This is a genomic window from Mesorhizobium sp. M0771 (assembly GCF_040320155.1).
Taxonomy (GTDB): Bacteria; Pseudomonadota; Alphaproteobacteria; order Rhizobiales; family Rhizobiaceae; genus Mesorhizobium.
Window position 1 is genome coordinate 140,670 of sequence record NZ_JAMYPC010000013.1, and the last position, 25,107, is coordinate 165,776.

A 25,107-nucleotide genomic window follows, 5' to 3' on the forward strand; every position below is an offset into this window, starting at 1 on the left:
CTGTCCGCCATTTCACAGAGGCGCGGCCAATTCCTTGTGTCAACTCAAGGTGGAAAACAGTCTTGGCGCGCGAAAGACCGGCCGGCTTACTTACCGTCAGTGCCGGCTTCTGCTAGCGTCTTCCCAACCCTGGGGGGATCATGACACGCAGGCACTTCGTTCTCTTGCTGGCGGCGCTTTTTCCATGTGCGTTGCCGGTCCATCAATCCGTAGCCAAGACCTTGGTCTACTGCACCGAGGTTAGCCCCGATACGTTCGATCCCGCACTCGCCTCCGGATCCCGCGACGCCTCGGCCACCGCTCTCTACAACCGCATGGTCGAGTTCGAGCCCGGCACCACCAAGGTGCGCCCCGGCCTTGCCGAAAGCTGGGAGATTTCCGACGATGGCCTCACCTACACATTCCACCTGCGGCAGGGCGTGAAATTCCACATCGTCGAGGGCTTTACGCCTAGTCGCGACTTCAATGCCGATGACGTGCTGTTCACCTTCGACCGGCAGGCCAACGCGCAGAACCCGTTCAACAATTACGCCAAACGCCAGTACATTTACTTCGACGGCATCGGCATGCCGGATCTTGTCGCCGGTTGGCGCAAGCTTGACGACCATACTGTGGTGATGACGCTGAAGGCGCCGCATTCGCCGATGCTTGCCGACCTGGCGATGGATTTCGCTTCGGTCGTTTCCAAGGAATATGCCGACAAGCTCGTCGCAGAGAAGCGGCTTCTCGACTTGGCGCTGAAGCCGGTCGGGACGGGTCCGTTCCAGCTTGTCGACTACCAGCAGGATGCAGTCATCCGCTACAAGGCCAATCCGGACTACTGGCGCGGCAAGCCGAAGATCGACGATCTCGTCTTCGCCATTGCCACCGATGCCAGCATTCGCATGGAAAAGCTGCGCGCCGGCGAATGCGATCTCATGCCCTATCCAAATCCGGCCGACCTGGAGGCGATCAAGGCGACGCCCGGAATCAAGGTCATGCGGCAGGAGGGCCTCAATACGGGATACCTCGCCTTCAACACCTTGCAGAAGCCCTTCGACGATCCAAGGGTGAGGAAGGCGATCGCCATTGCCATCGACACGCAGGCGCTGGTCGACGTCGTGTTCCGCGGCACCGGTGAAGTCGCACGCAATCCGCTGCCGCCGACCTCCTGGGCCTATGACAAGACGAGCCCCAATCATGTCTTCGACCCCGCTGCCGCCAGGCAGGGGCTCGCCGATGCCGGCGTAAAAGACCTGCACATGAAGATCTGGGCGATGCCGGTGCAGCGTCCCTACAACCCGAATGCGCAGCGTATGGCCGAAATGATCCAGTCCGACCTGGCAAAGATCGGTGTCAACGTGGAAGTCGTGACGTATGAGTGGACAGAATACCTTGCGCGCTCGAAGTCACGCGACCGCGACGGCGCCATGCTGTTCGGCTTCACCGGCGACAATGGCGACCCCGACAACTTCCTGTCGGTGCCGCTTGGCTGTGCCGGCGTCGGCACCACCAATCGTGCCAACTGGTGTTTTCCGGCCTTCGACGATCTGCTCAAGCAGGCAGCCGGGATCGTCGATCCCGCTGCCCGCGCAAAACTCTATTCGCAGGCGCAAACGATCTTCAGGGAGCAGATGCCGTGGGTCGCTATCGCCCACTCCGTGGTCTCGATGCCGATGCGCGAACAGGTGACGGGCTATGTCATGGACCCCTTTGATCACCATGATTTCTCGGGCGTCGATATCAAGGAATAGCGTTCGGTGTCTGCCGCCGATCTCGATGTCTATGTAGAGAGCCTGCGCAATTTCCGACTGGTGCGGAGCTATAGCATCGCGCAGTTGCTGCCTTACCTGGAACAGGCTGGATTGAAAGTGCGCCTGCTCGACCGGCCAGCCGGCCGAGATCGGGCGCCGGTGGCCTTTCTGCATGTCGACCTGACAGTCGTGCCGCCAACGTACCGCGGGCTCGGCCACCTCTACGACCGCACCATCAATGGCCGCGCGCTGTCCATCCACCGGCACCTTTATTCGACACTGAAGCTGGAGGCAGGCGACAGCCACGAGGGGCCGGTTGTCGTCAAGACGGTCCTCAACTCCAGGGGCCGACCAGAGCAGCGCTGGTGGCAGCATCGCAACGGCCTGACCAGGAGCGCGCATGCCATCCGCAAGCTCTTCGAACCCGGCTACAAGGACCGCCTGTGCCCGCCCTATAAGGTCTACCAGACGATCGGCGAGGTTCCGCGGGATGTATGGCGCAACAATCGCCTGATGGTGGAAAAGTTCGCTTTCGATACGCTCGACCTGCCCATCGTCAAGCACCGCTACATGTTCCTGCTCGGTGCCGAGGTCAACATGCGGCAGGTCTACGACGATGTGTTGTGCGCCGGCTCAAAAATCCTGAGCAATGAGGTGGGCGGCGCCGTCCCGCCGGAGGTGCTGGCGGTGCGGCAAAGGCTCAATCTGGATTTCGGCGCCATCGACTATTTCATCGTCGACGGCAAAGGTATTGTCGTCGATGCCAACAAGACCGTCGGCTCAAATCCGGAATGGCTGAAGAAAAACCGCTTTCGCCGGGAGTTCAACGATCGCATGGCCGAGGCGCTGATCGCCTTTGTCCGCGGTTGAGCCGGATCACCAGATCCAGTCGCCCTTGCTCAGCACGGAAACCGCCTCGACAATGCGGCTGAAGGAGGCGCGGGCCCGGCCAACCGTGTGCCTGGCCCGGAGATAGCCGTGCACCAGTCCCGGCTCCTCGAACCAGGTGGCATGGCCGCCGGCAGCGAGGACGCGGTCGCGATAGGCCTCGCCGTCCGACGACAGTGGGTCACACTCAGCGGTGATCAGCACTGTCGGTGGCAGGCCGGTAAAATCTGCGTCGGCCATTGGATACAAAGTGATGTCGCCGGTCCCATCGACGCCGCCGGTGCGGATATCCCTGTAGAAGTCGAGATCGCGCACCGTCAGCATCGGCGCTTCCGCATGCGTCAAATAGGAGCCTTGCGAACGGTCGCCGCCGACGCCGGGATAGATCAGCACCTGGCCGATCGGCTTTTTGGCATGGCTGCGCGTTGCGTGGGCGACAGCCGCGCAGAGATTGCCGCCGGCGCTGTCGCCGCAGAGCAAAATAGGGCAGTCGTAGTTCGAGGCCGCCCATTCGAAGGCATGCAGCGCATCGTCGAAGGCGGCAGGGTGCAGATGCTCTGGCGCCAGCCGGTAGCCGATGGAGACCACTTCGAAGCCGGTCCGGGCGCACAGCTCGGCGCAGACATCGTCATGGCTGTCCAGCCCACCGAGGATGAAGCCGCCGCCATGGATGTAAAGCACCATCGCGTCCCGGTTGGGTGAGGCAGAGCGATAGATGCGGATCGGGATGTCGTGGGCGGCAATGATTGTCGTTTCCGCCGTCACGCCATCGGGATAGCCGGCAAAAAACTCGCGGCACATCCTGTCATAGATCGCACGCTGTTGGGCGATGGTGTAGTCGATCGTGTCGGGAGGATAGTAGGAGTTGGTCTTCTCGATGAAGGCCCAGGTCTCGGCGTCGATGAGGGTTTTGTAGTCGGTCATGCAGCTCCTTTACCTCCCCCTTGATGGGGGAGGTCGCCGCGAAGCGGCGGGTGGGGGGTGGTGGCGCATCACCCCACCCCGGACCTTCGGTCCGACCCTCCCCATCGAGGGGAGGGTAAAGAGGCTACTTCCCCTTCCACATCGGGTCGCGCTTTTCCGCAAAAGCCCGGAACCCTTCCATATTGTCCTCCGAGCCATAAAGCGCATCGACCGTCGCCAATTGCCGGCGCGTCACGCGGTTCATCGCGTCCTGGAAGGTCAGCGCCTCGGCCACCCGCGCCGTCTCCTTGATCGCGGCAAACACCAGTGGCGGACCGCCGGCGAGCAGCCGGGCGATCTCCCAGACGCGCTCCTCGAGCTTGTCCTTGGGCAGCACTTCGTTGACCAGCCCCCAGCGATACGCTTCCGCCACATCCATCCAGCGGCCGGTGAGCAGAAGGTCCATGGCGACATGGTAGGGAATGCGCTTGGGCAGCTTGATCGTCGCGGCATCAGCCAGCGTGCCGGCGCGGATTTCGGGCAGGGCGAAGGAGGAATGGTCGGAGGCGAAAATGAGGTCGCAGGACAGCGCCAGCTCGAAGCCGCCGCCCACCGCCATGCCGTTGACGCAGGCAATGATCGGCTTGTTCATGTCGCGCAGCTCCTGCAGGCCGGCAAAACCGCCGACGCCATAGTCGCCGTCGACCGCGTCGCCACCTGCGGCTGCCTTCAAATCCCAGCCGGCGCAGAAGAACTTGTCGCCGGCGGTCTTGACGATGGCGACGCGCAATCCGGGATCGTCGCGGAACGCCTTGAAGGTCTCGCCCATCAGCCGCGAGGTCTTGAGGTCGATGGCGTTGGCCTTGGGCCGGTCGAGCGTGACCTCGAGGATGGTGCCCTCGCGGCGGGTGGAAATGACGTCAGACATTCTTCTTCTCTCCCAGCACCAGCAGCGCGTCGGCGATCCAGGCGCCCTTGCCCTCGGCGCAGACGATCAGCGGGTTGATGTCGAGTTCCTCGATCTCTCCGGCATTCGTCTGCACGAAGCCGGCAATGCCCGCGATGGCGTCGATGGCAGCCCCTACATCGGCCTTGGGCCGGCCACGATAGCCGTCCAGCAGCGGAAACAGTTTAAGGCCACGCAGGGCCGCCTCGATGTCGTCGCGCGTCGCCGGCAGCATCAGCGTGACGCTGTCGCGCAACAGCTCGACCAGCACGCCTCCGGTGCCCAGCGTCATGACGGCGCCGAACATCGGGTCGCGGGTGAAGCCGACGATCAGTTCGGCAACGCCGTCGCGCACCATGCGCTCGACATAGAGGCCGGTGCCGAGCGGCAGCAGATCATGCGCCGCCGTGCTCACGGATTCGGCGTCCTTGAGGTTCAGCCTGACCGCGCCGACTTCCGATTTGTGGGTGACTCCGAGCGCCTTCAGCGCCACCGGGAAGCCGAGCGCCATCGATGAGATGACGGCCTCGACAGCATTGGCGGCACGTTCTGCCTTCGGCACAGGCAAGCCGGCCTTGATCAACCGCGCCTTGGCTTCGGCCTCGTCAGGGGTGACATGGTCACCTCCGGCCGCACCTGCAGCCGACGTGTCGATAGACTGCGCCTGCGGCTCGGCCCAGGCCCAGCCGATGAAGGCTGCCGCACCTGCGGCATCCATGGCCTCGGAGATGCCGAACAACGGCACCATGCCGCGCGCCATCAGTTCGGCGGTGTATTCCTCCGGCAGGTTCTCCGGCAGCGAGGAGACGATCGCACCATGCGCCTTGTTGGTCTTCAGCGCCGATTCGAAGGCGCGCAGCGTCGCCCACCAGTCGGTGACCGAGCAGCGGTCGGGGCGCGGGAAATCGAGCACCAGCATGTTGAGGTCGAAGCCACCCGACACCATGGCGGTGAAGGTTGCGGTCATCGCCGGCTCGTTGTTCCAGATGAAGGTGTGATAGTCTAACGGGTTGGCGACCGCGACCAGCGGCCCGAGCGTCGATTTGACATGGGCGCGGTGCTTCCTGGTGAGCTCCGGGAAATTGACCCAGCGGCCTTCGGCGCTGTCGGCCATGACAGAGGCTTCGCCGCCGGAGCAGCTCATCGACGACAGACGATAGCCGGGCAGCGGCCCGGTGACATGCAGCAGCTTCAGCGCCTCGATGAAGGCGGGGATGGAATCGACGCGGGCAATGCCGAGCCGCCGCAGGAAAGCGCCCGAGGCAGCGTCCGAGCCAGCCAGCGATGCCGTGTGCGAGACCGTCGCCTGCCGCGCCTGTTCGGAGCGACCGACCTTCATGGCGATGATCGGCTTCTTCAGTTCGCGCGCCCGCGCCGCCAGCTTCTCGAAGCCGGCTACCGAATCGAAGGCTTCGATGTGCAGGCCGAGCGAGGTGACGCGCTCGTCCTCGATCAGGCCGAGCGCCATTTCGGAGAGGCCGGTCTGCGCCTGGTTGCCGGCGGTCATCAGGAAGGCGATCGGCAGGCCGCGCTTCTGCATCGTCATGTTGATGGCGATGTTGGAGGACTGGGTGATGATGGCGACGCCCTTGGCGCCTTCGGGCAGCCTGATGCCGCCATGCTGGTCGGGCCATAGCAGCGCGCCATCGGCATAGTTGATCAGGCCGTAGCAGTTCGGCCCGATGATCGGCATCTGGCCCGCGGCAGCCACCAGTTCGGCCTGCAGCCGCTCGCCGTCATCGTCATAGGCCTCGGTCTCAAGAAAGCCCGCGGCAAAACAGACGGCGCCGCCGGCGCCACGCTTGGCCAGCGCCTTGATCACCTCGATGGTGAGATGCCGGTTTACGCCGACAAAGGCGGCGTCGGGCGCCCCGGGCAATTCGGCGACCGAGCGATAGGCCTTGCGGCCGGCGACCTCGTCCTTGTTCGGATGCACCGGCCAGATTTCGCCGACAAAGCCCATCTTGATCGATTGGGCGACGACGGCGGCGGCCTGGGCCCCGCCGAACACCGCGATGGATTTTGGGCGCAACAGACGCTCAAGCTTGTGCATGGGTTATGCCCCGAACGGGCGCAGCAGCGCCCGCGAAATGATGTGGCGCTGGATTTCCGATGTCCCTTCCCAGATGCGCTCGACGCGGGCGTCGCGCCAGATGCGTTCCAACGGCAGGTCGTCCATCAGCCCCATGCCACCATGGATCTGGACGGCTTCGTCGGCAACGAAGGCGAGCATTTCGGTAGCCTTCAGCTTCGCCATGGCCATGTCCTGATCGGTGACGGTGCCCTGATCGTACTTCCAGCCGGCTTCGAACACCATCAGGTCCGCCGCCTTCAATTCCGTCGCCATGTCGGCGAGCTTGAACGACACGCCCTGGAACTTGCCAATCTGCTGGCCGAACTGCTGGCGCTGCGCCGAATATTCGATGGCATGACCGAGCGCCCGCTCGGCGCGGCCGAGGCAGGTGGCGCCGACCTGCAGGCGCGTGGCGCCGAGCCAGGAATTAGCGACGTCGAAACCCTTGTGCACTTCGCCGAGAACTTGGGCTCCCGGCAGGCGGCAATCGTCGAATTCGAGGATGGCATTGGTGTAGCCGCGATGCGAGACGTTGCGGTAGCCGTCGCGCACGGTGAACCCCCTGGTGCCCTTGTCGACGAAGAAGGCGGTGATCTTCTTGCGCTTGCCGCGCGGCGTTTCTTCCTCGCCCGAAGCCATAAAACAAATCGCGAAATCGGCGAGATCGGCATGGGAGATGAAATGCTTGGTGCCGTTAAGGACCCAGTCGTCGCCGTCCTGCACCGCGGTCGCCTTCATGCCTCGCAGGTCGGAGCCGGCGCCGGGCTCGGTCATCGCCAGGCAGTCCCACTTCTCGCCGCGGATGCACGGGAACAGGTACTTTTCGCGCTGCTCGGGCGTGCCGGCGAGCAGGATGTTGGAGGGGCGCGCGACGCAGGTCCAGTGCAGCGCATAGTTGGCGCGGCCGAGTTCCTTCTCGTAGAGCAGCCAAGTCACCGTATCGAGGCCGGCGCCACCGACATCGGCCGGCATGTTGGCCGCATAGAGCCCCGCTTCGATTGCCTTGACCTTGATCTCCTCGATCAGCTCGCGGCGCAGCACGCCGGTGCGCTCGACCTCGCGTTCATGCGGGTAAAGCTCGTTCTCGACGAAAGCGCGCGTCGTCTCGACAATGAGCTTCTGTTCCTCCGACAGCCCGAAATCCATGGTCTTCAGCCCTTCTTCTTTTTCTTCGGTTTTTCCGCCTTCTTTACCGGCTTGGATGCCTTGGACTTCTCGGCGGCCCTGGATGCGGCCGGCTTCTTCGCCGCCAGCTTGGCCAATTGCCTGGTATAGTCCTTGTGCAAGGCGCCGGCGCCCCAGCCCTTGCCTTTGTTCTGTTTCGACAGAGCATCCATAATCGCGACCAGATTGTCGTCGCGGATCTTTTCCAGCTCACGGATCGACAGGCCATGCGCCTGGTCGTCCGACTGGGTGGCGATCAGATCAACCAGCTCGTCGTTGAACTCCGGGACGTCCATCAGCTTGGTCCACGGCCATTTCAGGCACGGCCCGAACTGCGCCATAAAGTGGCGCATGCCGGCCTCGCCGCCGGCGACGCGGTAGACCTGGAACATGCCCATCTGAGCCCAGCGCAGGCCGAAGCCATAGCGCATGATGTCGTCGAGTTCCTCGACCGTGCAGATGCCGTCCTTGATCAGCCACAGCGCCTCGCGCCACGCCGCCTCCAGCAGGCGGTCGCCGACAAAGGCCTCGATCTCCTTACGGATCACCACCGGCTTCATGCCGATCGAGGCATAGATTTCCTTGGCAACCTCGATCGCTTCGGGGAACGTCTGCTCGCCGCCGACGATCTCGACCAGCGGCAGCAGGTAGACCGGGTTGAAGGGATGTCCGACAACCAGACGCTCCGGATGCTTCTTCATCGCGACCTGCATGTCGGTCGGCTTGATGCCGGAGGTAGACGAGCCGACTATGGCGTTCGCCGGCGCATAAAGGTCGATCTCGGCCAGCACGCGGTGTTTGAGGTCGAGCCGCTCCGGCACGCTCTCCTGGATGAAATCGGCGTCGGCCACCGCCTCGGCGATGGTCTTGGCAAAGGTCAGTCTGCCTTCCCTGGGCAGGCCGCCTGGAACCATCTGCTTGTAGGCGCGGCGCGCGCCCTTCATCACTTCCGAGACCTTGCGCGATGCCTCCGGATCGGGATCGAAGATCGACACGTCGATGCCGTTGAGCAGCAGCCGCGCCACCCAGCCGGCGCCAATGACACCGCCGCCAATGGCGGCTGCCTTGTTGATGATGCTCATGGTCAGGCTCCGGTTCTTGTCTTGGCGGTTTCGGGGTCGATGAGAGGCACGCGCTCGCCGGAGCGGATCACGGAGGGGTCGTAGGCCTTGCGGGCGAATACTTCGAGCACGAAGGGCCAGAAGAATTCGATCGGCAGCGTGTCGTAGTCCGGGTCGAAGCTCGACTGGTCCCAGCGTTCGCAAAACTGGTCGCAATCGTCGAAATAGGCATGGCCGGCGAAGCGGTCGCGAGCATGGCGGTTGCCGCCGAGATGATGCGCGTAATAGAGCCGCTGGAAGTCGCCATGCTTTTCCACCACCCAGGTGCATTGCTCGCGCACGAAAGGTTTCAGGATCGAGGCGGCGTATTCGTCGTGATTGTACGGTGCGTAGATGTCGCCGATGTCGTGCAGCAGCGCGCAGGCGATCCAGTCGGTGTCGGCGCCGTCGCGCCAGGCACGAGTCGCCGCCTGCAGCGAATGGCCGAGCCGGGTGATCTTGTAGCCGGACAGGCCTTCGTCGAGCTGCACCAAAGCGTCGAGCAGCCGCTCGCCGGTCTTGGCGGCATAGTCGATCTCATGGGCGGTTAGGAACTCGTAGTCTTGCCTGTCGCCATCCTTCATCGCGGTGAATTTGACGGTAGCCATCGTCAATCTCCGCTTAAGCCGCCGCTGCGATCGGCGCCCGCTTGGTCAGGTTGAGCTTCCTGCGCACTTCCTCTGGCCCAAGGATCCTGGCGCCGAGATTGATGACTATGCTGGCCGCGCGCTCGACGAGCTGCGCATTGGTGGCCAGCACGCCCTTGTCGAGCCAGAGATTGTCTTCGAGACCGACGCGGACATTGCCGCCGGCGAGCACTGCAGCGGCTGCATAGGCCATCTGGTTGCGGCCGATGGCGAAGGCCGACCAGTTCCAGGTCGGCGGCACGTTGTTAACCATGGCCATGAAGGTGTTGAGGTCGTCTGGCGCACCCCACGGCACGCCCATGCAGAGCTGCACCAGCGCGTCGGCGTTGAGCACTTTCTCTTCGACCAGCTGCTTGGCGAACCAGAGGTGACCGGTATCGAAAGCTTCGATCTCCGGCTTGACGCCGAGCGCCGTCATCATGCCGCCCATGGCGCGCAGCATGCCGGGCGTGTTGGTCATGACATAATCGGCCTCGGCGAAGTTCATGGTGCCGCAATCCAGCGTGCAGATTTCCGGCAGGCACTGGCGCACATGTTCCAGGCGGTTGGTGGCGCCGCCCATGTCGGTGCCTTTTTTATTGAGCGGCAGCGGCGCTTCCGGTGAGCCGAACACCATGTCGCCGCCCATTCCGGCGGTCAGGTTCAGGATCACATCGACTTCTGCCGCGCGGATGCGGTCCGTCACTTCGCGGTAGAGATGGACATCGCGGCGCGGCTTGCCGGTCTCGGGGTCGCGGACATGGCAGTGGACGATGGCGGCACCGGCCTTGGCCGCGTCGATGGCAGAATCGGCGATCTGCTTGGGCGAGCGTGGCACATGCGGGGAGCGGTCCTGCGAGCCGCCGGACCCGGTCACGGCACAGGTAATGAAAACCTCACGGTTCATCGCGAGCGGCATGGACATCTCCTCCCATAGAAACAGACCCAACAATGCCCGACTTGCCGGAAACTGTTTTGCGATTTACGAAGCTCTCATGATCAAAAGCGAAAAACCGACCATCTTTCGCGCTGAGCGATCGCCGCTCAAGGTGACGCTGCTGGTGTTTTCAGGCTCGTCCATCATGTGCGTGGCGTCGGCCGTCGACCCGCTGCGCGCCGCCAACCGCATCTCAGGCGAGACGCTGTTCGATTTCAAACTGGTCTCGGTCACCGGCGAGGCGCCGGTCACCACATGCGGCCTGCCGGTGGCGGTCAGGGGCCGCTTCGATGCGGCCGAGCCGACCGACGTGCTTGTCGTCGTCGCCGGCTTCGGCACCCAGAATTACGCCACATCGGCTCTGCTTCCCGGATTGCGGCGAGCGGCCCGCGCGGCTCGCGCCTGCGGCGGCGTCGAGGCCGGCACATGGCTGGTGGCGCGCGCCGGCCTCCTCGAAGGCCGCAGCGCCACCACCCATTGGGAAGACATGGAGGATTTTTCCTCCGCCTTTCCCGGCGTCGACGTGCGTCCGGACCGCTACGTCATCGACGGACCGGTGTTCACCTCGGGCGGGGCGTCGCCGACCTTCGACCTGATGCTGCATCTGATCCGCACCCGGCTCGGCATGGCCGTCGCGCTCGATGTCGCCAGCGTCTTCATCTACGACCAGGCGCGCGCCGCGACCGACGCGCAGCCGCTGGTCTCGCTCGGCCGGCTCGACGGCTACGACCCGCGTCTGGCGCAGGCTATCCGGCTGATGGAATCGCATGTCGACCAGCCGCTGACCATCGACGCGGTGGCAAAACGCGCCGGGGTGACGGCGCGGACATTGGAGAGCATTTTTCGCAAGTCGATCGGCGAGACGCCGGGCGCATATTATCTCAGGCTGCGGCTGGGCGCGGCGCGGCGGCTGGTGGTCGACACGCGGATCGCCATGGCGGATATTGCCGGGCGGACGGGGTTCTCGTCCGCCGCGGCATTTTCCAGAGCGTTTTCAAGAGCGTTCGGCGAAGCCCCGGTCAGGCTGCGCCGAGGTTGATGCATGTCGCCCAAAAGTGTGTCGCGGTTTTGGGATTACGACATGCACAGACAAAGGGAGATCAGGCTGCGTTCTGTCGATCGCTGCCGGCGTCCATCTGCGAGCGCATCTGCCTCGCCAGACGGACTTCAAATCGGCTGCTGACAGCACGATCCCATTCGTTTTTCACGCTGTCGGTCGGCCGCGGCAGCGCCATCAGCCGGTCGATGATCGATCCGGTCTCGCCGGATGAGAGCAGGGCGTCGATTTCGCGTTCATGCTGCATATCGGTTCGCCTCCTTCCTTTTCACCCGCCACAACCGCATCCTTATACGAGATACGTGACGGCAGTTTGAAGGCAAGAGCGAGGTCATTGAGGGGCGCCAAAGGGCAAACCTTTGTCCTCGGATAGGGTCTTGCGCAAACCCCATTCCGGGGCGGCCGGAATGTTATCCAGCCACCCTTGAGCACAACGAATCGGCTTTCCGCCCTCAGACGTAGCGGTTGACGATGTTTTCCAGCAACTCCTGGCGGCCGGAGCGTGGCTGCGGCTCGATCTTCTTCTTCACCACGCGCTCGGCGATGTCTTCCAGCGAGCGCTTGCCCGACAGCATCGCCTTGCCCTCGGCCGTGTTCCAACCGGCATAGCGCTCGGCCAGCGGACCCGACAGCGCCTTGTCCTCGACCATCTTGGCGGCTGCCTTGAGGCCTCGTGCGCAGGAATCCATGCCGCCGATATGGCCGATCAGCAGGTCCTGCGGGTCGAGCGACTGGCGGCGCAGCTTGGCGTCGAAATTGGTGCCGCCGGTCTTGAAGCCGCCGGCCTGCAACACCTGGTAATAGGCCAGCGCCATCTCGGGCACATTGTTGGGGAACTGGTCGGTGTCCCAGCCCGACTGGTAGTCGTTGCGGTTCATGTCGATCGAGCCGAAGACGCCGAGCGCATTGGCCAGCGCCAGCTCGTGCTCGAAGGAATGGCCGGCAAGAATCGCGTGGCCCTGCTCGATGTTCAGCTTCACTTCCTTCTCCAGCCCGAAGCGCTTGAGGAAGCCGTAGACCGTGGCAACGTCGTAGTCGTACTGATGCTTGGTCGGCTCCTGCGGCTTCGGCTCGATCAGGATCGTGCCTTTGAAGCCGATCTTGTGCTTGTAGTCGACGACGAGACTGAGGAAGCGCCCAGCCTGCTCCTGCTCGCGGGCAAGATCGGTGTTGAGCAGCGTTTCATAGCCCTCGCGCCCGCCCCACAGTACATAATTCTCGCCCTTCAGCCGCTTCGTGACGTCGATGCAGCTTTTCACCGTCGCCGCCGCATAGGCGAAGACATCCGGATCGGGATTGGTGGCGGCGCCCGACATGAAGCGGCGGTTGGAGAACAGGTTGGCCGTGCCCCAGAGCAGTTTGACGCCGGTCTTCTTCATCTTGGCGGCAAAATAGTCGGCGATCTCGTCGAGCCGCGCGGCACTTTCGGAGAAATCCTTGCCTTCCGGCCGCACGTCGGCGTCGTGGAAGCAGAAATAGGGCGCGCCGAGCAGCGAGAACATCTCGAAGGCGACGTCGGCTTTCAGCTTGGCCATTTCCATCGTGTCGACGCCGCCAGCCTTGGGAAACCAGGGCCGGTCGAAGGTCTGGCCGCCAAAGGGATCGCCGCCCGGCCAGGCGAAAGAATGCCAGTAGGCGACGGCGAAGCGCAGATGGTCTTCCAGCCGTTTGCCGGCCACCACCTCGTCGGGATTGTAGAAGCGGTAGGCCAGCGGATTGGTCGAATCCGGCCCCTCATACTTGATCGCTTTGATGTCGCCGAAAAATCCGCTGCTCATGATTTCTGTCCTCTCTCGAATAGTTCGCCCTGATTACCTCAGGCGTAATTGGTTTCGCTCTCGCTCGGGGTGAAAAGGCTCGTGTCAAAGCCACTCAACGAAGGAGACAGACCATGACCGACCTCAACACGATCGCCCAGAACTACATCACCGCCTGGAACGAGGCCGATGCGGATCGCCGCGCCGAACTGCTCAAGGCCACCTTCACGGAAGACGTCAGCTACCGCGATCCGCTGATGCAAGGCGACGGCCATGCCGGCGTAGCCAAGCTGATCGACGGTGTACAGCAGCGCTTCGCCGGCTTCCGGTTCTCGCTGAAGGGCCAGCCGGACGGGTTTGGCGACCGCATCCGCTTCTCGTGGAATCTTGGGCCGGAAGGCGTGCCGTCGGTTATCGAAGGCACCGATATCGGTGTTATCGAGAACGGCCGTCTGAAGAGCGTCACCGGGTTTCTCGACAAGGTGTCGGCGCAGTGATCGATTAAGGGTGGCGCGAGACACCCCCCTCTGCCCTGCCGGGCATCTCCCCCGCAAGGGGGGAGATTGGCTGGCATCCACGCCTTCGCTAATCACCCACCTTACAAGACTGGCATACCCGCCGACGCTGCCGATCTCCCCCCTTGCGGGGGAGATGCCCGGCAGGGCAGAGGGGGGTGCCTCGCGCTCACTCACGCCATGGCGCCCTTGATCGCCGGATACAGCGCCCGGTAGCGCTGATAGGCATCGGCATACGCCCCGCCAAGCGGGACATCCGGTTCGATCGTCGCATCCGTCCTCGGCGCCGTACACACCGCCAGCGGATCGGCTCCGATTGCAGCGATCAGCCCAAGCCTTGCCGCCCCAAACGCCGCGCCGAAATCGCCGTCGGCCGGAATGTCCACCGGCACCTGCAGCGCCGTGGCGATCGCCTTCAGCCAGTAGCGCGAGCGCGAGCCGCCGCCGATCGCCGTCACCCGCGTCAAGATCGTGCCCGCCGTCTTCAAGGCTTCGAGACTGTCTCGGAAGGCGAAGGCGACGCCTTCTAGCACGGCCTGCGTCAGCACTGCGCGGCCGGATTCATGCGCCAGTCCGGTGAAGGACCCACGAATGGCGGAATCATTGTGCGGCGTGCGCTCGCCCGAGAGATAGGGCAGGAACGACACCCCGCTCGGCGCTTTCAGCACATCGCCAAGTTCGGCGGTCAATTCGCCGGCCTTCTTGCCTGAAATCTCCGACAGCCAGTTCAGCGAGTCGGTCGCAGACAGGATGACCCCCATCTGGTGCCAAGTGTTGGGCAGGGCATGGCAGAAGGTGTGGACCGCACTTGCCGGATTGGGCAGGTAGGAAGCGTTGGCGGCAAACAGCACGCCAGATGTGCCCAGCGACACAAAAGCGTGGCCGGCGCCGACCGTGCCCATGCCGCAGGCCGAAGCAGCATTGTCGCCGGCGCCGCCGGCAACCGGGGTGCCCGATGCTATGCCCCAGCTGGCGGCCAGTTCGGCGCGCAAGGCTCCGGCCTTCTCCGTGCCTTCGACCAGCGACGGCATCTGCCTTTCGTCGAGCGATGTCGCCGCAAGCAACTCGGGGGACCAGCGCCGTTTGCCGACATCGAGCCAGGAGGTGCCGGCCGAGTCGGACATTTCTGAGATATGCTCGCCGGTCAGCGACAGCCGCAGGAAATCCTTCGGCAAAAGCACCTTCGCCACTTTGGCGAAGACGGAGGGCTCATTGTTCTTCACCCAGGCGAGTTTCGGCGCCGTGAAGCCGGGGAAGACGATATTCCCGGTGAGTTGGCGAAAGCGCGGGTCGGCATCGAGCGCCGCGGCCTCAGCGTGGCTGCGCGTATCATTCCACAGAATGCAGGGGCGCAGCACCTGGTCGCCGGCATCGAGCAAGGTGGCGCCATGCATATGGCCGGAAAGGCCGATGCCCTTGACCGCGGCAAGCTCTTTCGGGTGCGAGGCTTTCAGCTCGGCAATGGCCGTCTCGCAGGCGCGGATCCAGTCCGTGGGGTTTTGTTCGGACCAGCCGGGATGCGGCCGCGATACGTCAAGCGAAGCATGGCCGGAGCCGATGATCTTCTGCCCGGCATCGATCAACAGCGCCTTGACGCCCGACGTGCCGAGATCGAGGCCGAGATACATGCATTCCTCCCATTGCCATTAATTTTTTCGGGTCTCGAAAAAATCTGGCTTGCCATTTTTTAAAACAAGATCCGCCGCGGGTCAATTCTCTGACAAATTGGCGGCGCGTTGCGAAAACAGCGCCGAAAGCGGACTGTCCGGCCGGGCCAGTGCGCGCTCGGCCGTCAACGCCCGGGCAAGCGCTGGGTCACCGGCGCGCAACGCCGCCTCGATCAGCGTGAGATCAATCACATCGCGCTGGGCGTGGCTGCCGCCAAAGCGATGGGCAATGGCGCGGATCGGTCGAATCAGGCGCACCGCTTCGCTGTAATTGCCCTCGCCGAATGCCTTGATGCCTTCCGTCAGTGGCTGGCCGACATCCCGGGTAAAGGCGGCGTTGTCGTCGCTGCCGCGCATCGCCTCGTGCTGGGCTTCGAGCAAGATCTTGGCCGGCCCTTCCAGCCCGGTGCCGACAAATGCCATCATCGCATGCGCATCGTTGAAGGCGTAATTGCCGGCTCCAGCCTTCGGCGCCCAGTTGGCAGCGAGCGCTGCCCAGCGGTCGCCGACATCGGCACCGCCGAGATAAAGCCGCCACAGGATCGCGGAAGCGTCGACCATGTTCAGCGCCAGCGTCGAACGCTCGCCATAGATCGGCCCGTCATAGAGTTTGAGCACCTCATCGGTCTCGCCGAGATCGTAGTGGAACAGCGCGAGATGCCACCAATTATGCACCTGCAGGAAGCTTTCTTTGGTCCACGCCTCGGGGTTGGCGCGCATCCAGGCGATGCCGTCCCGTTGCCGGCTCTGCATCTCCATGACATGGGCGACCGCATGCTGCGCCCAGCCGTCTCGCGGCTCGATCTCGATCGCCTGTCGGCCGAAACTTTCGGCTCTGATATAGTCGCCCATCTCCTCCAGACCGAAGGCCTGCATACCGAGAATGGCGTGGTAACCTGGCATGCCGCTCTGCCAGGACGGCAGCGCGCGGCCGATACGGTCGCGCAGCATGCGGGCATTGCCGGTGAAGAAGTCGATCTGGTGGCCGACCTGCAACGCCACCGCGTCGAGCGGGTTGTCGATGGCGATATCTTCGAGCAGGCGCGCGGCGTCATGCCAGCGTCCCGCGGCAAGGTGGCCAAGGGCCGCCACATGCGCCTGTTCGCGCGGCGTCGCGGCAAGCGGCAGTGCCGCAGCATGGCATGCCTGGGCGACCGCCGTTGCCTCGCGTTCGGTGGCGAGGCCGAACAGATACCCCTTGAAGACATGCGCCATGACGAAACCGGGATCCGCCGATATGGCGCGGTCAACGGAGCCGACCGGGTCGCCGACGAAGCATTGCAATTCATGCACGGCCTGGCTGTAGGGTGAAAACCCGGCCTCGGTCGCGCCCGAAAACATTAGGCCGAATGGATCTCTTACTGCCATATCGGCCCTGATGCTCCGCAGTTCCTAATTGCCCGAGCGCATCGCCACCGTGGCGATGCCGGCGCCGACCAGCAGCGTGCCGCCGGTGCGGTTGAAGATGCGGATCGCCTTGGGGTTGCGTACTACGTTGCGGGCGCGCGCCGCGATCAGCGCGTAGCCGAAGGCATTGGCGAAGGCGAGCGCCAGGAAGGTCGCTTCGAAGATCAGCATCTGTGTCCAGAAATCGGCTTCCCGGTTGAGGAACTGCGGCAGGAAGGCGACGAAGAAGGTGATGCTCTTCGGGTTGAGTGCGGTGACCAGCCAGGCGTGCGCCATCATCTTGGCGGCCGAGACGGCATCTGTGCGTGGTTCGGCTTTGAGCGCGCCGCCGGCGCGAAACAGTTTTACCCCGAGATAGATCAGATAACAGGCGCCGATCAGCTTCAGAATGGTGAACACGGTCGCCGACGCGGCCAGCAGCGCGCCGATGCCCAGCATCGACAGGGTCATGGCGGTGAAGTCGCCCAGCGCCACGCCGACGGCCATCGGCAAGGCAGTGCGCCAGCCCTGGCCCAGCGCATAGGACACGACCAGAAGAATGGTCGGGCCCGGAATGATGAGCAGGACGGTGGAGGCGGCGGCGAAGGCGGCCCAGTTTTCGAACGACATCTTTGTCTCCTTGAGCGCAAAGAAAAGGATAAATCCTCGTGTGCGGAGGAATGTAAAGAGCCCTCTCCCAAAAATGCACGGCGGACCATTTCGCCAGATCGCTGCGGCTATTGGCGGCACAGGCTTAAGACCGGTCGTTGGGCCTTCACCCTTTTTCAACCATGTTTGGCGAAACTGCCTGCTATCCGGCCGGACCGTGTTTCCCGCCGACAGCGTAGGGTTTGGGTGCATGCGTGAGTTGCCGCAGAATGTGACGCCGCCAGCAAATGGCGACGCAAACGAGACCGAACATCTCTATTCCCGCCGCTTCGTCCTGTCAGGGGCCGGCGCCATGACGCTGCTCGGCATGGCCGGCTGCAGCACTTCGACGCTCGAGCTGCCGCAATTCCAGCTGGATGACACGGTCACCGGCTCGGTGCGGCCGATCCGTCCGGCGATCAGCGTCGACAAGAACGTCACCGGCCCCGATGTCATGTACGCTTCGCTCAACGATGGCGGCTTCGAAGTGCCGGCGGTGCCCTATCAGAAGGTCAAGCCGGAGTTCCGCCGCCAGATCGTCGTCAACGAGACCGGCGAGGCGCCCGGCACCATTGTCGTCCATCTGCAGGAGCGAAAGCTCTATCTGGTGCAGGAGGGCGGCGACGCCATCCGCTACGGCGTCGGCATCGGCAAGGACGGCTTCCGCTGGTCCGGCCGCGCCAACATCCAGTACGGCAAGGAATGGCCGACCTGGACGCCGCCGCCGGAGATGATCCAGCGCAAGCCGGAACTGGTGAAGTGGCAAAACGGCCAGCCCGGTGGCCTCACCAACCCGCTCGGCGCACGCGCTCTTTACATCTACCAGGACGGCAAGGACACCGGCTACCGCATACACGGTTCGCCGGAATGGGCGAGCATCGGCCAGGCGATGTCGTCGGGCTGCGTGCGCCTGATCAACCAGGATATCATCGACCTCTACAGCCGCGTTTCCAAGAAGAACCCGGTCGTGGTCGTCTGATCCTGTGCGGCGGTTTGGCGCCGCTGGAAACTCCCGTTGCGCGATGCGGCAAGCTAGGCCAAGGTGCCTTGAAAACCACAGCGCCGGGAGAGATCGAGCATGGCTGGAACGTTTGTCATCGCACAGGGCGGCGGCCCGACCGCCGTCATCAACCAGACGGTTGTCGGGGCCACGCTGGAAGTCCGCAAGCGCCATCCCGGCGCCAAGGTGCTGGGCTCGCTCCACGGCGTGCGCGGCATTCGTGACGGCAACTATGTCGACCTCTCCGCCATCCCCGAGGACCGGCTGCGGCTGATCGCCGGCACGCCGAGTGCCGCGCTCGGCTCGACACGCGACAAGCCCGACGCTGCCTATTGCGAAGTCATCCTCAACGGGTTGAAGAAGGCCGGCGCCGACGCTTTCATCTACATCGGTGGCAACGACACGTCGGGCACGCAGCAGATCCTGACCGACGCCGCCGGCGGCAGCATCGCTTTCGTCCATGCGCCAAAAACCATCGACAACGACCTCGAGGAAAACGACCACACGCCGGGCTTCATCTCGGCGGCCGAATTCGTCGCCGGCGCCTTCCTGTCCGTCGATCTCGATTTCCGCGCATTGCCCGGCATCTATGTCGGCATCGTCATGGGCCGGCATGCCGGCTTCCTCACCGCGGCGGCTGCAGCCTGGCAGCTCGATCCCGACAGCGGCCCGCATCTCGTCTACGTGCCGGAACGGCCATTCTCCGCCGCCGGTTTCATCGACGACGTGCGCGCCACGCTCGACCGCCACAAGCGCTGCATCGTCGCCGTCTCCGAAGGTGTCAGCACCGCCGACGGCAAGGCGCTGGTCGAAAGCCTGGTGCCGCCGGACAAGCTCGAGCGCGACGCGCATGGCAACGTCAAACTGTCGGGCAGCGACCTGCCGTCAGCTCTGGAACGTGCGCTCGCCGAAGGCCTGCCGGGCAAGCGCGCCCGCGTCGATGCGCTTGGCTACATGCCGCGCGGCTATGTCGGCTCGATCAGTGCCGTCGACGCGCAGGAGGCTTTCGACGCCGGCGCCTTCGCGGTTGCCGTTGCCGGCGAAGGCGGTGGCTCGGTGGCGCTGCAATATGACGGCACGAAAACCTTGCTGAAGAAGGTGCCGCTGAAGAACGTCGCCGGCAAGACGCGCCATATGCCCGACGATTTCATGAAGCCCGATGTCAACCAGCTGTCGGAAGCGGGCATGGCTTACCTGAAGCGGCTGGTGCCGGAAAAATACAAGGTGGGAAAGCCCTTCGTCTGATGGGCGGCCGTTTTGGCGGCACCCGTTTTGGTGGCGAGCGCGTTGTCGGCGACTGGTTCGGCAAGACGATCATCGACGACCGCACGACGATGCTGACCGAGCCGTTCGTGCATGATTTCGTGCGCGCCAACATCTGGCATTTCAGGGGACGCGACGCCGACCTGCTGGTCGACACCGGCATGGGCATCTGCCCGCTGGCGCCTGAGATCGACACGCCCGAGGGCAAGCCGCTCATCGTTGTCGCCACCCACATCCATCTCGACCATGTCGGCTCGCTGCACGAGTTTCCGCTGCGCGCCGGGCCGCGGCACAGTGCCGAGCATTTCGAGACCATGAACGATCAGGTGACCTACGCCTACATGTTTTGTAATCTCGACGGCGCCGTTTCGAAATTGCCGGCGCCGGGCTGGACGGCGGCCGACTACAAGATTCCGCCGGCGCCGCTGACGCGCACGCTGGACGAGGGCGACATCGTCGACCTCGGCGACCGGCAGTTCCGCGTCCTGCATCTGCCCGGACATTCGCCGGATTCGATCGCTTTGTTCGACGAGGCAGACGGCCTGTTCTTTGCCGGCGACGCCATCTACGATTCCACGCTGATCGACGACCTGCCGGATTCCTCCCGGCCTGATTATCGCCGTACCATGCAGCGGCTCCTTGACCTGCCTGTTCGCCTCGGCCATGGCGGCCATGGGCCGAGCTTCGACGGCAACCGGATGCGCGAGATCGCCACAGCCTATCTCAGGCGCACCGGAGGCCTCTGACGACATTGGGATTGGAACCAGCGTGGCGCCGTGGTCGAGCGCGTCAATCCGGACAAGGCAGCTGCCAATGCCGGCCTGCAGCCGGGCGACGTCATCGTCGCCGTCGACCGGTCGCCCGTGCGGGATGCGCGGCAAGCCAACCAGGCGATCGCCGAGGCCGGCAGATCGGGCCGGAAGTCGGTGCTGCTTTTGGTCGACCGGGGCGACGCGCAAATCTTCGTCGCCGTACCCTTCGCCGCCGGTTGAGTCATGATGCGGCGGGCTCGCTGAACGATCGGCAGGCCTGCCGCACGGCCCCGCCAAAATTCCTGTTGCCCGCCGCGACATCTTCGAGAACATTACGGCAGGCCGGCAATGGCCTGCTAAAAACGGACAGTCCGATGGTCACTCGCGGTTTTTCCTCCGGTCGAAAGCCTCCGACGGAGACCGATGCGCGCATTCCGCCCGGTCAGTATCTCGAACAGGGCTTTCCGGTGCTGTCGGCGGGGCCGACGCCGCGCGTGCGCACCGAGGACTGGTCGTTCACGCTCAAGCACGGGCCGCGCCCGATCAAGAAATGGAACTGGGCCGAGTTCAACGCGCTGCCCTTGACCAAGATGACGCGCGACATCCATTGCGTTACCGCCTGGACCAAGTTCGATACCGCCTGGCAAGGCGTGCTGGTCGACGACATCCTTGCCGATGCAGGCATCGAAGCGCCGACCGGCTTCCTGCTGGCGCATGGCTATGACGGCTATACCACCAACGTGCCGGCCAAGGATCTCACCGCGGGGAAGGCGATGGTGGCGCTGCTTTATGAAGGCAAGCCAATCACTGCCGACCATGGCGGCCCGGCGCGGCTCCTGGTGCCGCATCTCTATTTCTGGAAATCGGCTAAATGGCTGAACGGGCTGCAGTTCACCGAGCGCGACGAGCCGGGCTTCTGGGAATTGCGCGGCTATCACATCTATGGCGACCCGTGGCGCGAGCAGCGCTATAGCGGCGATCCATGAGCGAAGCGCCGCAATCTCCCTGGCAGACGGCGAAAATCACCCGGATCGAAAAGCGGACGCCACGCGTCACCAGTTTCTTTTTCGCGCTGTCACGGCCATTCGCCTATCGCGCCGGACAGCATGTCGACGTCAGGCTGACGGCGCCTGACGGCTACCAGGCGCGCCGCTCCTATTCCATCGCCTCGGCGCCGGAGAGCGGCGCCACGATCGAGCTGGCGATCGAGAAGCTCGACGATGGTGAAGTCTCGCCCTTCTTCCACGACGTCGCCGCGGTCGGTGACGAGATCGAACTGCGCGGGCCGCTCGGCGGCCATTTCGTCTGGTCCGATGGGGATGGCGGGCCGCTGCTTCTGGTCGGCGGCGGCTCCGGCGTGGTGCCGCTGATGGCGATGGTGCGGCATCGAACCTTGCGCAAATCGGCGGTGCCGGTGGCGCTGATGTTTTCGGTGCGGGTCTGGGACGAGGTGATCTTCCGCGACGAGCTGATCGGTCTCGGTGACCGCCGCGACGGGTTCGAGCTGGTGCTTACGCTGACGCGCGAGGCGGCACGGCGCCCGTCCGACTATTCGAGGCGCATCGACACGGCAATGGTCATGCAGGCGCTCACGCGGCTGCCGCGGCCGCCGGCGCTCGCCTTCGTCTGCGGGTCGAACGCCTTCGTCTCGGCGGCTGCCCAGGCGCTGATCGACGCCGGCATACCAGCGGAAATCATCCGCACCGAGCGCTATGGCGTCTGAGAGGGCCACAGTGGTTCACCGTTTCATGGAAACAGCCACCCGCTCTCAGGCGGGTGAAAACCTTGCCGACAGCAATTGGAACGGCAGCGCGCCATAGGCGGCGACTTCGGCCTCATTGTCCCAGTTGCGGAACTGGCGCGATGGCCGTGCCTCGATCACCAGAGGCCGGCCGGTGTCGTCCACCGTTACCTTGCCGCGAAAGCGCAGCACACGTCCGCCGCCGGCGCGGCTGATCACCATGGAACGCAGGCGGGCGACATGGCCGCCGCCGGCATTGATTTCCATCTCGATGCGGCGCCGGATTGGTGGAACGACGATCCTGACGGTGACGTCCAGCACCATCTCTCCAGTCCTGTCCGGACGCGGCAGGGGCTGGGAAAGCGCGAACGGTTCCGGCGTCGCTCTTGCCTTGCGCAATGTCGGCCTGCCGCGCCAGACGGCGGGCGTCGGCTGCTGCAGGCGGCCCTTCTTGCGTTTGAGGCGCAACTGCTTGGCAAAGCCTCGCGACAGCCAAACGAGGCCGCCGAAATCGGTGCGCGGCTTGGCCTGCAGCACCGAGGACCAGCGCGACAGGCCGGCGCGGTCGGCCAACTCAATCGTCTTTGCAAGTTCGGCCTCCGGCACCGCGATGCCGATCTCCAGGCAGAGATAGGAGAGCGCCACCGCCGCGGCGACGGCGAGGCCCCGCTTGGCGACGACGTCGGCGAACACGCCCCAGTCGACTGCGCCACTCTCGATGGCGACCGCACAGTCGACCAGCCAGTCGCTGTGGGTGTGGGCATCGAGGCCGCCATGTGCGATGGCGAGCGCCATGCGGTCGGCCGGAGAGGGAACAAGCACGCGGACGCCATTGAAATCGGCTGACAGCGCCCGCTGCCAGATCGCCAGATCATCTTCCGCGCTTTGCTGCGACCCGTCATAAGCGAGCTGGTGCAGGTCGATGTCGCCGAAACTGCCCTTGAAAAAATTCATCGAACGCAAGGACGCCAGCCTGGTGCGCAGATATTGCGGACTGACGCCGGTGGCGATCTGCCAGTCGCGTTCGCTAAGCACATCGAAGGCGGCAATCATGGCCTGCGGGCGCACCAGCATGTCGATGTCATGCGCCACCCGGCCGCGCTGCGCCGACGCGTTGACGGCGATGCGGCTGGCGCCTTTGATAAGCATCACCGCGCAGCCGGCGTCGATCATGGCCTGTAGCGCCGGCTCGGCCTCGCGCGCAGCCAGCCGCGATTTGGTCCACAGCATCTTTTGCAGGCCGACAAGACGTGGATAGGCCGGATGCCCAGCGAGCTTGCGGCCGAACTTGTCGGAGATCGCGGCCAGCAGCCGATGCTCTCGGAAGGCAGCATGGTCGATGTCGTTCTCATCGAGCCAGCGCGCCGCATAGCCCCCGGCCGCCTCTTCATCGGGGAGCAATGCGGCCTTCAGCAACTGGTCTAGGCCGCCAGTGGGCCATGACCAACCATAGTCCGGAAACCGACGGCCGATACGGCGCATGGCATTGGCCATCAGTCGGCGCTCGCCTTTTTCGCTGCTCGCCTTTGCATGGCCAGCCTTACGACTTCGACATAACCGCGGTCGCGCACGGGGTCGCGTCCATAGGACATGCTGTCGGGCCGGATGCGGCGCAAGGTCAGGACATCGTCGAGCATGGCAAGCGCAAAGCCCGCCTCACGGGCACGGGCGATCCAGTCGACCATGTCGCCGCGACCGCCTTGCGGGTCGATGATCGGACCGACGGCCTCGGCCACCTCCCGGCGGATCATCATCGTCGTGCGCGACCAGCCCGCCACCGCCACGTCCTGTTGCACATCGGGCTTGTCATCGCGAAACGTCCGCCAGTGGGCAAAGACGCCTGCCGTCGCGGGAAACCGCTCGAAATGCTCCAGCTGCCTTTCGATCTTGGTCGGCAGCCACAGATCGTCCGCATCGAGCGTGGCGACGAAGGGCGTCGCCAGCGCGGCGATGCCCCTGGTGGTGGCGCTGCCTGGTCCGGCATTGTCCTGGCGCAACACCCGCACCGGCATGCCCAGCGCATTGACCACCGCGACCGTATCGTCGGTCGAGCCGTCATCGACTACGATTATGGCGTCGGGCTGGACCGTCTGGGCCGCGACCGATCGCAGCGTCTCGGCGATGGTGGCGGTCGCGTTGAAGGCCGGAATGACGACGCCGTAGCTGGCCATCACAGGAAACGCCAATTCGCAAGTTCCTTGAAATCGAAGATGCCGTCGACAGGGTGCAAGGAGCGGTCGGCCTCGCGCCGTTTCATCGACTTGTAGACGGCGCGCATGAATTCGCGAAAAGGAACATCGGCCTGCCTGGTCATGTTGCCGGGATGGCGCCGGTAATAGAGCGCAACAGTGTCGGGCATCGTGAATTTCGGCCCGCTTTCGAAAGTGCGCAGCAGATAGTCGGTGTCCTCGGCCTGGTGGAAATCCTCGTCGAAGCTGCCGATGCGTTCGACCAACCGCCGGACGAAGATAGCGGGAGACAGGTGAATGCCGCGAACCGTCACCGAGTGGCTGTCGGCTGTCGGCTCCAGCGTATCGTCATCTATGTCGTCGACCAGCGTCATGCGCGAATAGGTGAGCTCGAGGGTGGGGTCTGCGTCGAAACAGGCCAGATCCGCCTTGAAGCGGCCCGGCGGGGAAATGTCGTCGGAATCGAGAAACGATACCAGCCCGGTCTGCGGCAGCAATTGCCGCAAGCCCGCGTTGCGTGCCCGCGTCACCCCGGCATTCTGCTGCTGGAAAAGGCGAATGCACGGCGCCTCCGCGATCAGCGAGCGCACGACCGCCACCGAACTGTCGGTCGAACCGTCATCGATAACGATGATGTCGAGATCGGCGGCATCGCGCTGCCTCAGCAGCGAGCGCAGCGCCGAGCCGACATGGCGTTCGCGGTTGTAGACCGGCATGATCACGCTCAGCTTCACGCACGCATTCCAGGCTGTGATCTGTTC

General features: G+C 64.3%; 24 protein-coding genes and 1 pseudogene. 10 read left to right on the forward strand and 15 right to left on the reverse strand.

Annotated features, from left to right (window positions below):
- Positions 1 to 140 precede the first annotated feature (140 nt).
- Together NKI05_RS20270 and NKI05_RS20275 are read left to right on the forward strand one after the other, a co-directional pair.
- A complete protein-coding gene (locus tag NKI05_RS20270) occupies positions 141 to 1,733 on the forward strand; it encodes an ABC transporter substrate-binding protein (RefSeq protein ID WP_023755582.1) in 1,593 nt (530 codons plus the stop codon).
- A gap of 6 nt (positions 1,734 to 1,739) precedes the next feature.
- Positions 1,740 to 2,603, forward strand: coding sequence for a hypothetical protein (locus tag NKI05_RS20275; protein WP_023689945.1), 864 nt, complete (start codon positions 1,740 to 1,742; stop codon positions 2,601 to 2,603).
- A gap of 6 nt (positions 2,604 to 2,609) precedes the next feature.
- Here NKI05_RS20275 and NKI05_RS20280 read toward each other — a convergent pair whose 3' ends face one another.
- The 7 genes from NKI05_RS20280 to bcoG all read right to left on the reverse strand — a co-directional run bounded on the left by NKI05_RS20280 (position 2,610) and on the right by bcoG (position 10,353).
- Positions 2,610 to 3,545, reverse strand: a complete 936-nt coding sequence (locus tag NKI05_RS20280) for an alpha/beta hydrolase (protein WP_023816368.1) — start codon at positions 3,543 to 3,545, stop codon at positions 2,610 to 2,612.
- 124 nt (positions 3,546 to 3,669) lie between these two features.
- A complete protein-coding gene (locus NKI05_RS20285) occupies positions 3,670 to 4,452 on the reverse strand; it encodes a carnitinyl-CoA dehydratase (RefSeq protein WP_023752427.1) in 783 nt (260 codons plus the stop codon).
- Complete coding sequence (locus NKI05_RS20290) at positions 4,445 to 6,523, reverse strand: acetate--CoA ligase family protein (RefSeq protein ID WP_023752428.1); 2,079 nt, start codon at positions 6,521 to 6,523, stop codon at positions 4,445 to 4,447. Before NKI05_RS20290 ends, NKI05_RS20285 begins: the two co-directional genes overlap by 8 nt.
- Before the next feature lie 3 nt (positions 6,524 to 6,526).
- A complete protein-coding gene (locus tag NKI05_RS20295) occupies positions 6,527 to 7,690 on the reverse strand; it encodes an acyl-CoA dehydrogenase family protein (RefSeq protein WP_023736236.1) in 1,164 nt (387 codons plus the stop codon).
- A 5-nt stretch (positions 7,691 to 7,695) separates the two neighbouring features.
- On the reverse strand, positions 7,696 to 8,790 hold the full coding sequence (locus NKI05_RS20300) for a carnitine 3-dehydrogenase (RefSeq protein WP_023696920.1): 1,095 nt from the start codon (positions 8,788 to 8,790) through the stop codon (positions 7,696 to 7,698).
- A 2-nt stretch (positions 8,791 to 8,792) separates the two neighbouring features.
- A complete protein-coding gene (locus NKI05_RS20305; protein WP_023736237.1) occupies positions 8,793 to 9,416 on the reverse strand; it encodes an HD domain-containing protein in 624 nt (207 codons plus the stop codon).
- A gap of 13 nt (positions 9,417 to 9,429) precedes the next feature.
- The gene (bcoG, locus tag NKI05_RS20310) at positions 9,430 to 10,353 is read right to left on the reverse strand and encodes a 3-dehydrocarnitine:acetyl-CoA trimethylamine transferase BcoG (protein WP_023736238.1); all 924 of its coding nucleotides are present in this window, start codon (positions 10,351 to 10,353) and stop codon (positions 9,430 to 9,432) included.
- A 76-nt stretch (positions 10,354 to 10,429) separates the two neighbouring features.
- Between bcoG and NKI05_RS20315 the strand changes: the two genes are divergently transcribed.
- The gene (locus tag NKI05_RS20315) at positions 10,430 to 11,410 is read left to right on the forward strand and encodes a GlxA family transcriptional regulator (protein ID WP_023816370.1); all 981 of its coding nucleotides are present in this window, start codon (positions 10,430 to 10,432) and stop codon (positions 11,408 to 11,410) included.
- A 61-nt stretch (positions 11,411 to 11,471) separates the two neighbouring features.
- Here NKI05_RS20315 and NKI05_RS20320 read toward each other — a convergent pair whose 3' ends face one another.
- Both NKI05_RS20320 and xylA read right to left on the reverse strand, forming a co-directional pair.
- Entirely contained in the window at positions 11,472 to 11,675 is a 204-nt protein-coding gene (locus NKI05_RS20320) for a hypothetical protein (protein WP_023668865.1), read from the reverse strand.
- Positions 11,676 to 11,880: 205 nt separating this feature from the next.
- Positions 11,881 to 13,206, reverse strand: coding sequence for a xylose isomerase (xylA, locus tag NKI05_RS20325; RefSeq protein WP_023816371.1), 1,326 nt, complete (start codon positions 13,204 to 13,206; stop codon positions 11,881 to 11,883).
- 113 nt (positions 13,207 to 13,319) lie between these two features.
- Here xylA and NKI05_RS20330 point away from each other — a divergent pair, with 113 nt between their 5' ends.
- Positions 13,320 to 13,682 (forward strand): nuclear transport factor 2 family protein, encoded by a 363-nt coding sequence (locus NKI05_RS20330; protein ID WP_023816372.1) that lies wholly within the window; start codon positions 13,320 to 13,322, stop codon positions 13,680 to 13,682.
- Between the two features lie 191 nt (positions 13,683 to 13,873).
- Here NKI05_RS20330 and xylB read toward each other — a convergent pair whose 3' ends face one another.
- The 3 genes from xylB to NKI05_RS20345 form a co-directional block, all read right to left on the reverse strand.
- Positions 13,874 to 15,328: a xylulokinase gene (xylB, locus tag NKI05_RS20335; protein ID WP_352793010.1), complete on the reverse strand. Its 1,455-nt coding sequence runs from the start codon at positions 15,326 to 15,328 to the stop codon at positions 13,874 to 13,876.
- An 81-nt stretch (positions 15,329 to 15,409) separates the two neighbouring features.
- Entirely contained in the window at positions 15,410 to 16,735 is a 1,326-nt protein-coding gene (locus NKI05_RS20340) for a tetratricopeptide repeat protein (RefSeq protein ID WP_023703619.1), read from the reverse strand.
- A gap of 24 nt (positions 16,736 to 16,759) precedes the next feature.
- Positions 16,760 to 17,383, reverse strand: coding sequence for a LysE family translocator (locus NKI05_RS20345; RefSeq protein ID WP_023696914.1), 624 nt, complete (start codon positions 17,381 to 17,383; stop codon positions 16,760 to 16,762).
- A 229-nt stretch (positions 17,384 to 17,612) separates the two neighbouring features.
- Between NKI05_RS20345 and NKI05_RS20350 the strand changes: the two genes are divergently transcribed.
- The 6 genes and pseudogenes from NKI05_RS20350 (at position 17,613) to NKI05_RS20375 (ending at position 22,139) form a co-directional block, all read left to right on the forward strand.
- A complete protein-coding gene (locus tag NKI05_RS20350) occupies positions 17,613 to 18,380 on the forward strand; it encodes a L,D-transpeptidase (protein WP_023668871.1) in 768 nt (255 codons plus the stop codon).
- Between the two features lie 99 nt (positions 18,381 to 18,479).
- Positions 18,480 to 19,646 (forward strand): diphosphate--fructose-6-phosphate 1-phosphotransferase, encoded by a 1,167-nt coding sequence (locus tag NKI05_RS20355; RefSeq protein WP_023707783.1) that lies wholly within the window; start codon positions 18,480 to 18,482, stop codon positions 19,644 to 19,646.
- Positions 19,646 to 20,410, forward strand: coding sequence for an MBL fold metallo-hydrolase (locus NKI05_RS20360; RefSeq protein ID WP_031196287.1), 765 nt, complete (start codon positions 19,646 to 19,648; stop codon positions 20,408 to 20,410). Before NKI05_RS20355 ends, NKI05_RS20360 begins: the two co-directional genes overlap by 1 nt.
- A gap of 15 nt (positions 20,411 to 20,425) precedes the next feature.
- A pseudogene (locus tag NKI05_RS20365) lies at positions 20,426 to 20,656 on the forward strand (PDZ domain-containing protein); the annotation flags it as partial.
- A gap of 134 nt (positions 20,657 to 20,790) precedes the next feature.
- Entirely contained in the window at positions 20,791 to 21,402 is a 612-nt protein-coding gene (locus NKI05_RS20370; protein ID WP_023684287.1) for a sulfite oxidase-like oxidoreductase, read from the forward strand.
- A complete protein-coding gene (locus tag NKI05_RS20375) occupies positions 21,399 to 22,139 on the forward strand; it encodes an FAD-binding oxidoreductase (RefSeq protein WP_023816374.1) in 741 nt (246 codons plus the stop codon). The genes NKI05_RS20370 and NKI05_RS20375 overlap by 4 nt, the downstream gene beginning before the upstream one ends.
- A gap of 45 nt (positions 22,140 to 22,184) precedes the next feature.
- Here NKI05_RS20375 and NKI05_RS20380 read toward each other — a convergent pair whose 3' ends face one another.
- The 3 genes from NKI05_RS20380 to NKI05_RS20390 are packed head-to-tail and all read right to left on the reverse strand — an operon-like array spanning position 22,185 to position 25,080.
- The gene (locus tag NKI05_RS20380) at positions 22,185 to 23,651 is read right to left on the reverse strand and encodes a nucleotidyltransferase family protein (protein WP_023816375.1); all 1,467 of its coding nucleotides are present in this window, start codon (positions 23,649 to 23,651) and stop codon (positions 22,185 to 22,187) included.
- Positions 23,651 to 24,343, reverse strand: a complete 693-nt coding sequence (locus tag NKI05_RS20385; RefSeq protein ID WP_245261955.1) for a glycosyltransferase family 2 protein — start codon at positions 24,341 to 24,343, stop codon at positions 23,651 to 23,653. The genes NKI05_RS20380 and NKI05_RS20385 overlap by 1 nt, the downstream gene beginning before the upstream one ends.
- Positions 24,328 to 25,080: a glycosyltransferase family 2 protein gene (locus NKI05_RS20390; RefSeq protein ID WP_023684291.1), complete on the reverse strand. Its 753-nt coding sequence runs from the start codon at positions 25,078 to 25,080 to the stop codon at positions 24,328 to 24,330. Before NKI05_RS20390 ends, NKI05_RS20385 begins: the two co-directional genes overlap by 16 nt.
- Positions 25,081 to 25,107 lie beyond the last annotated feature (27 nt).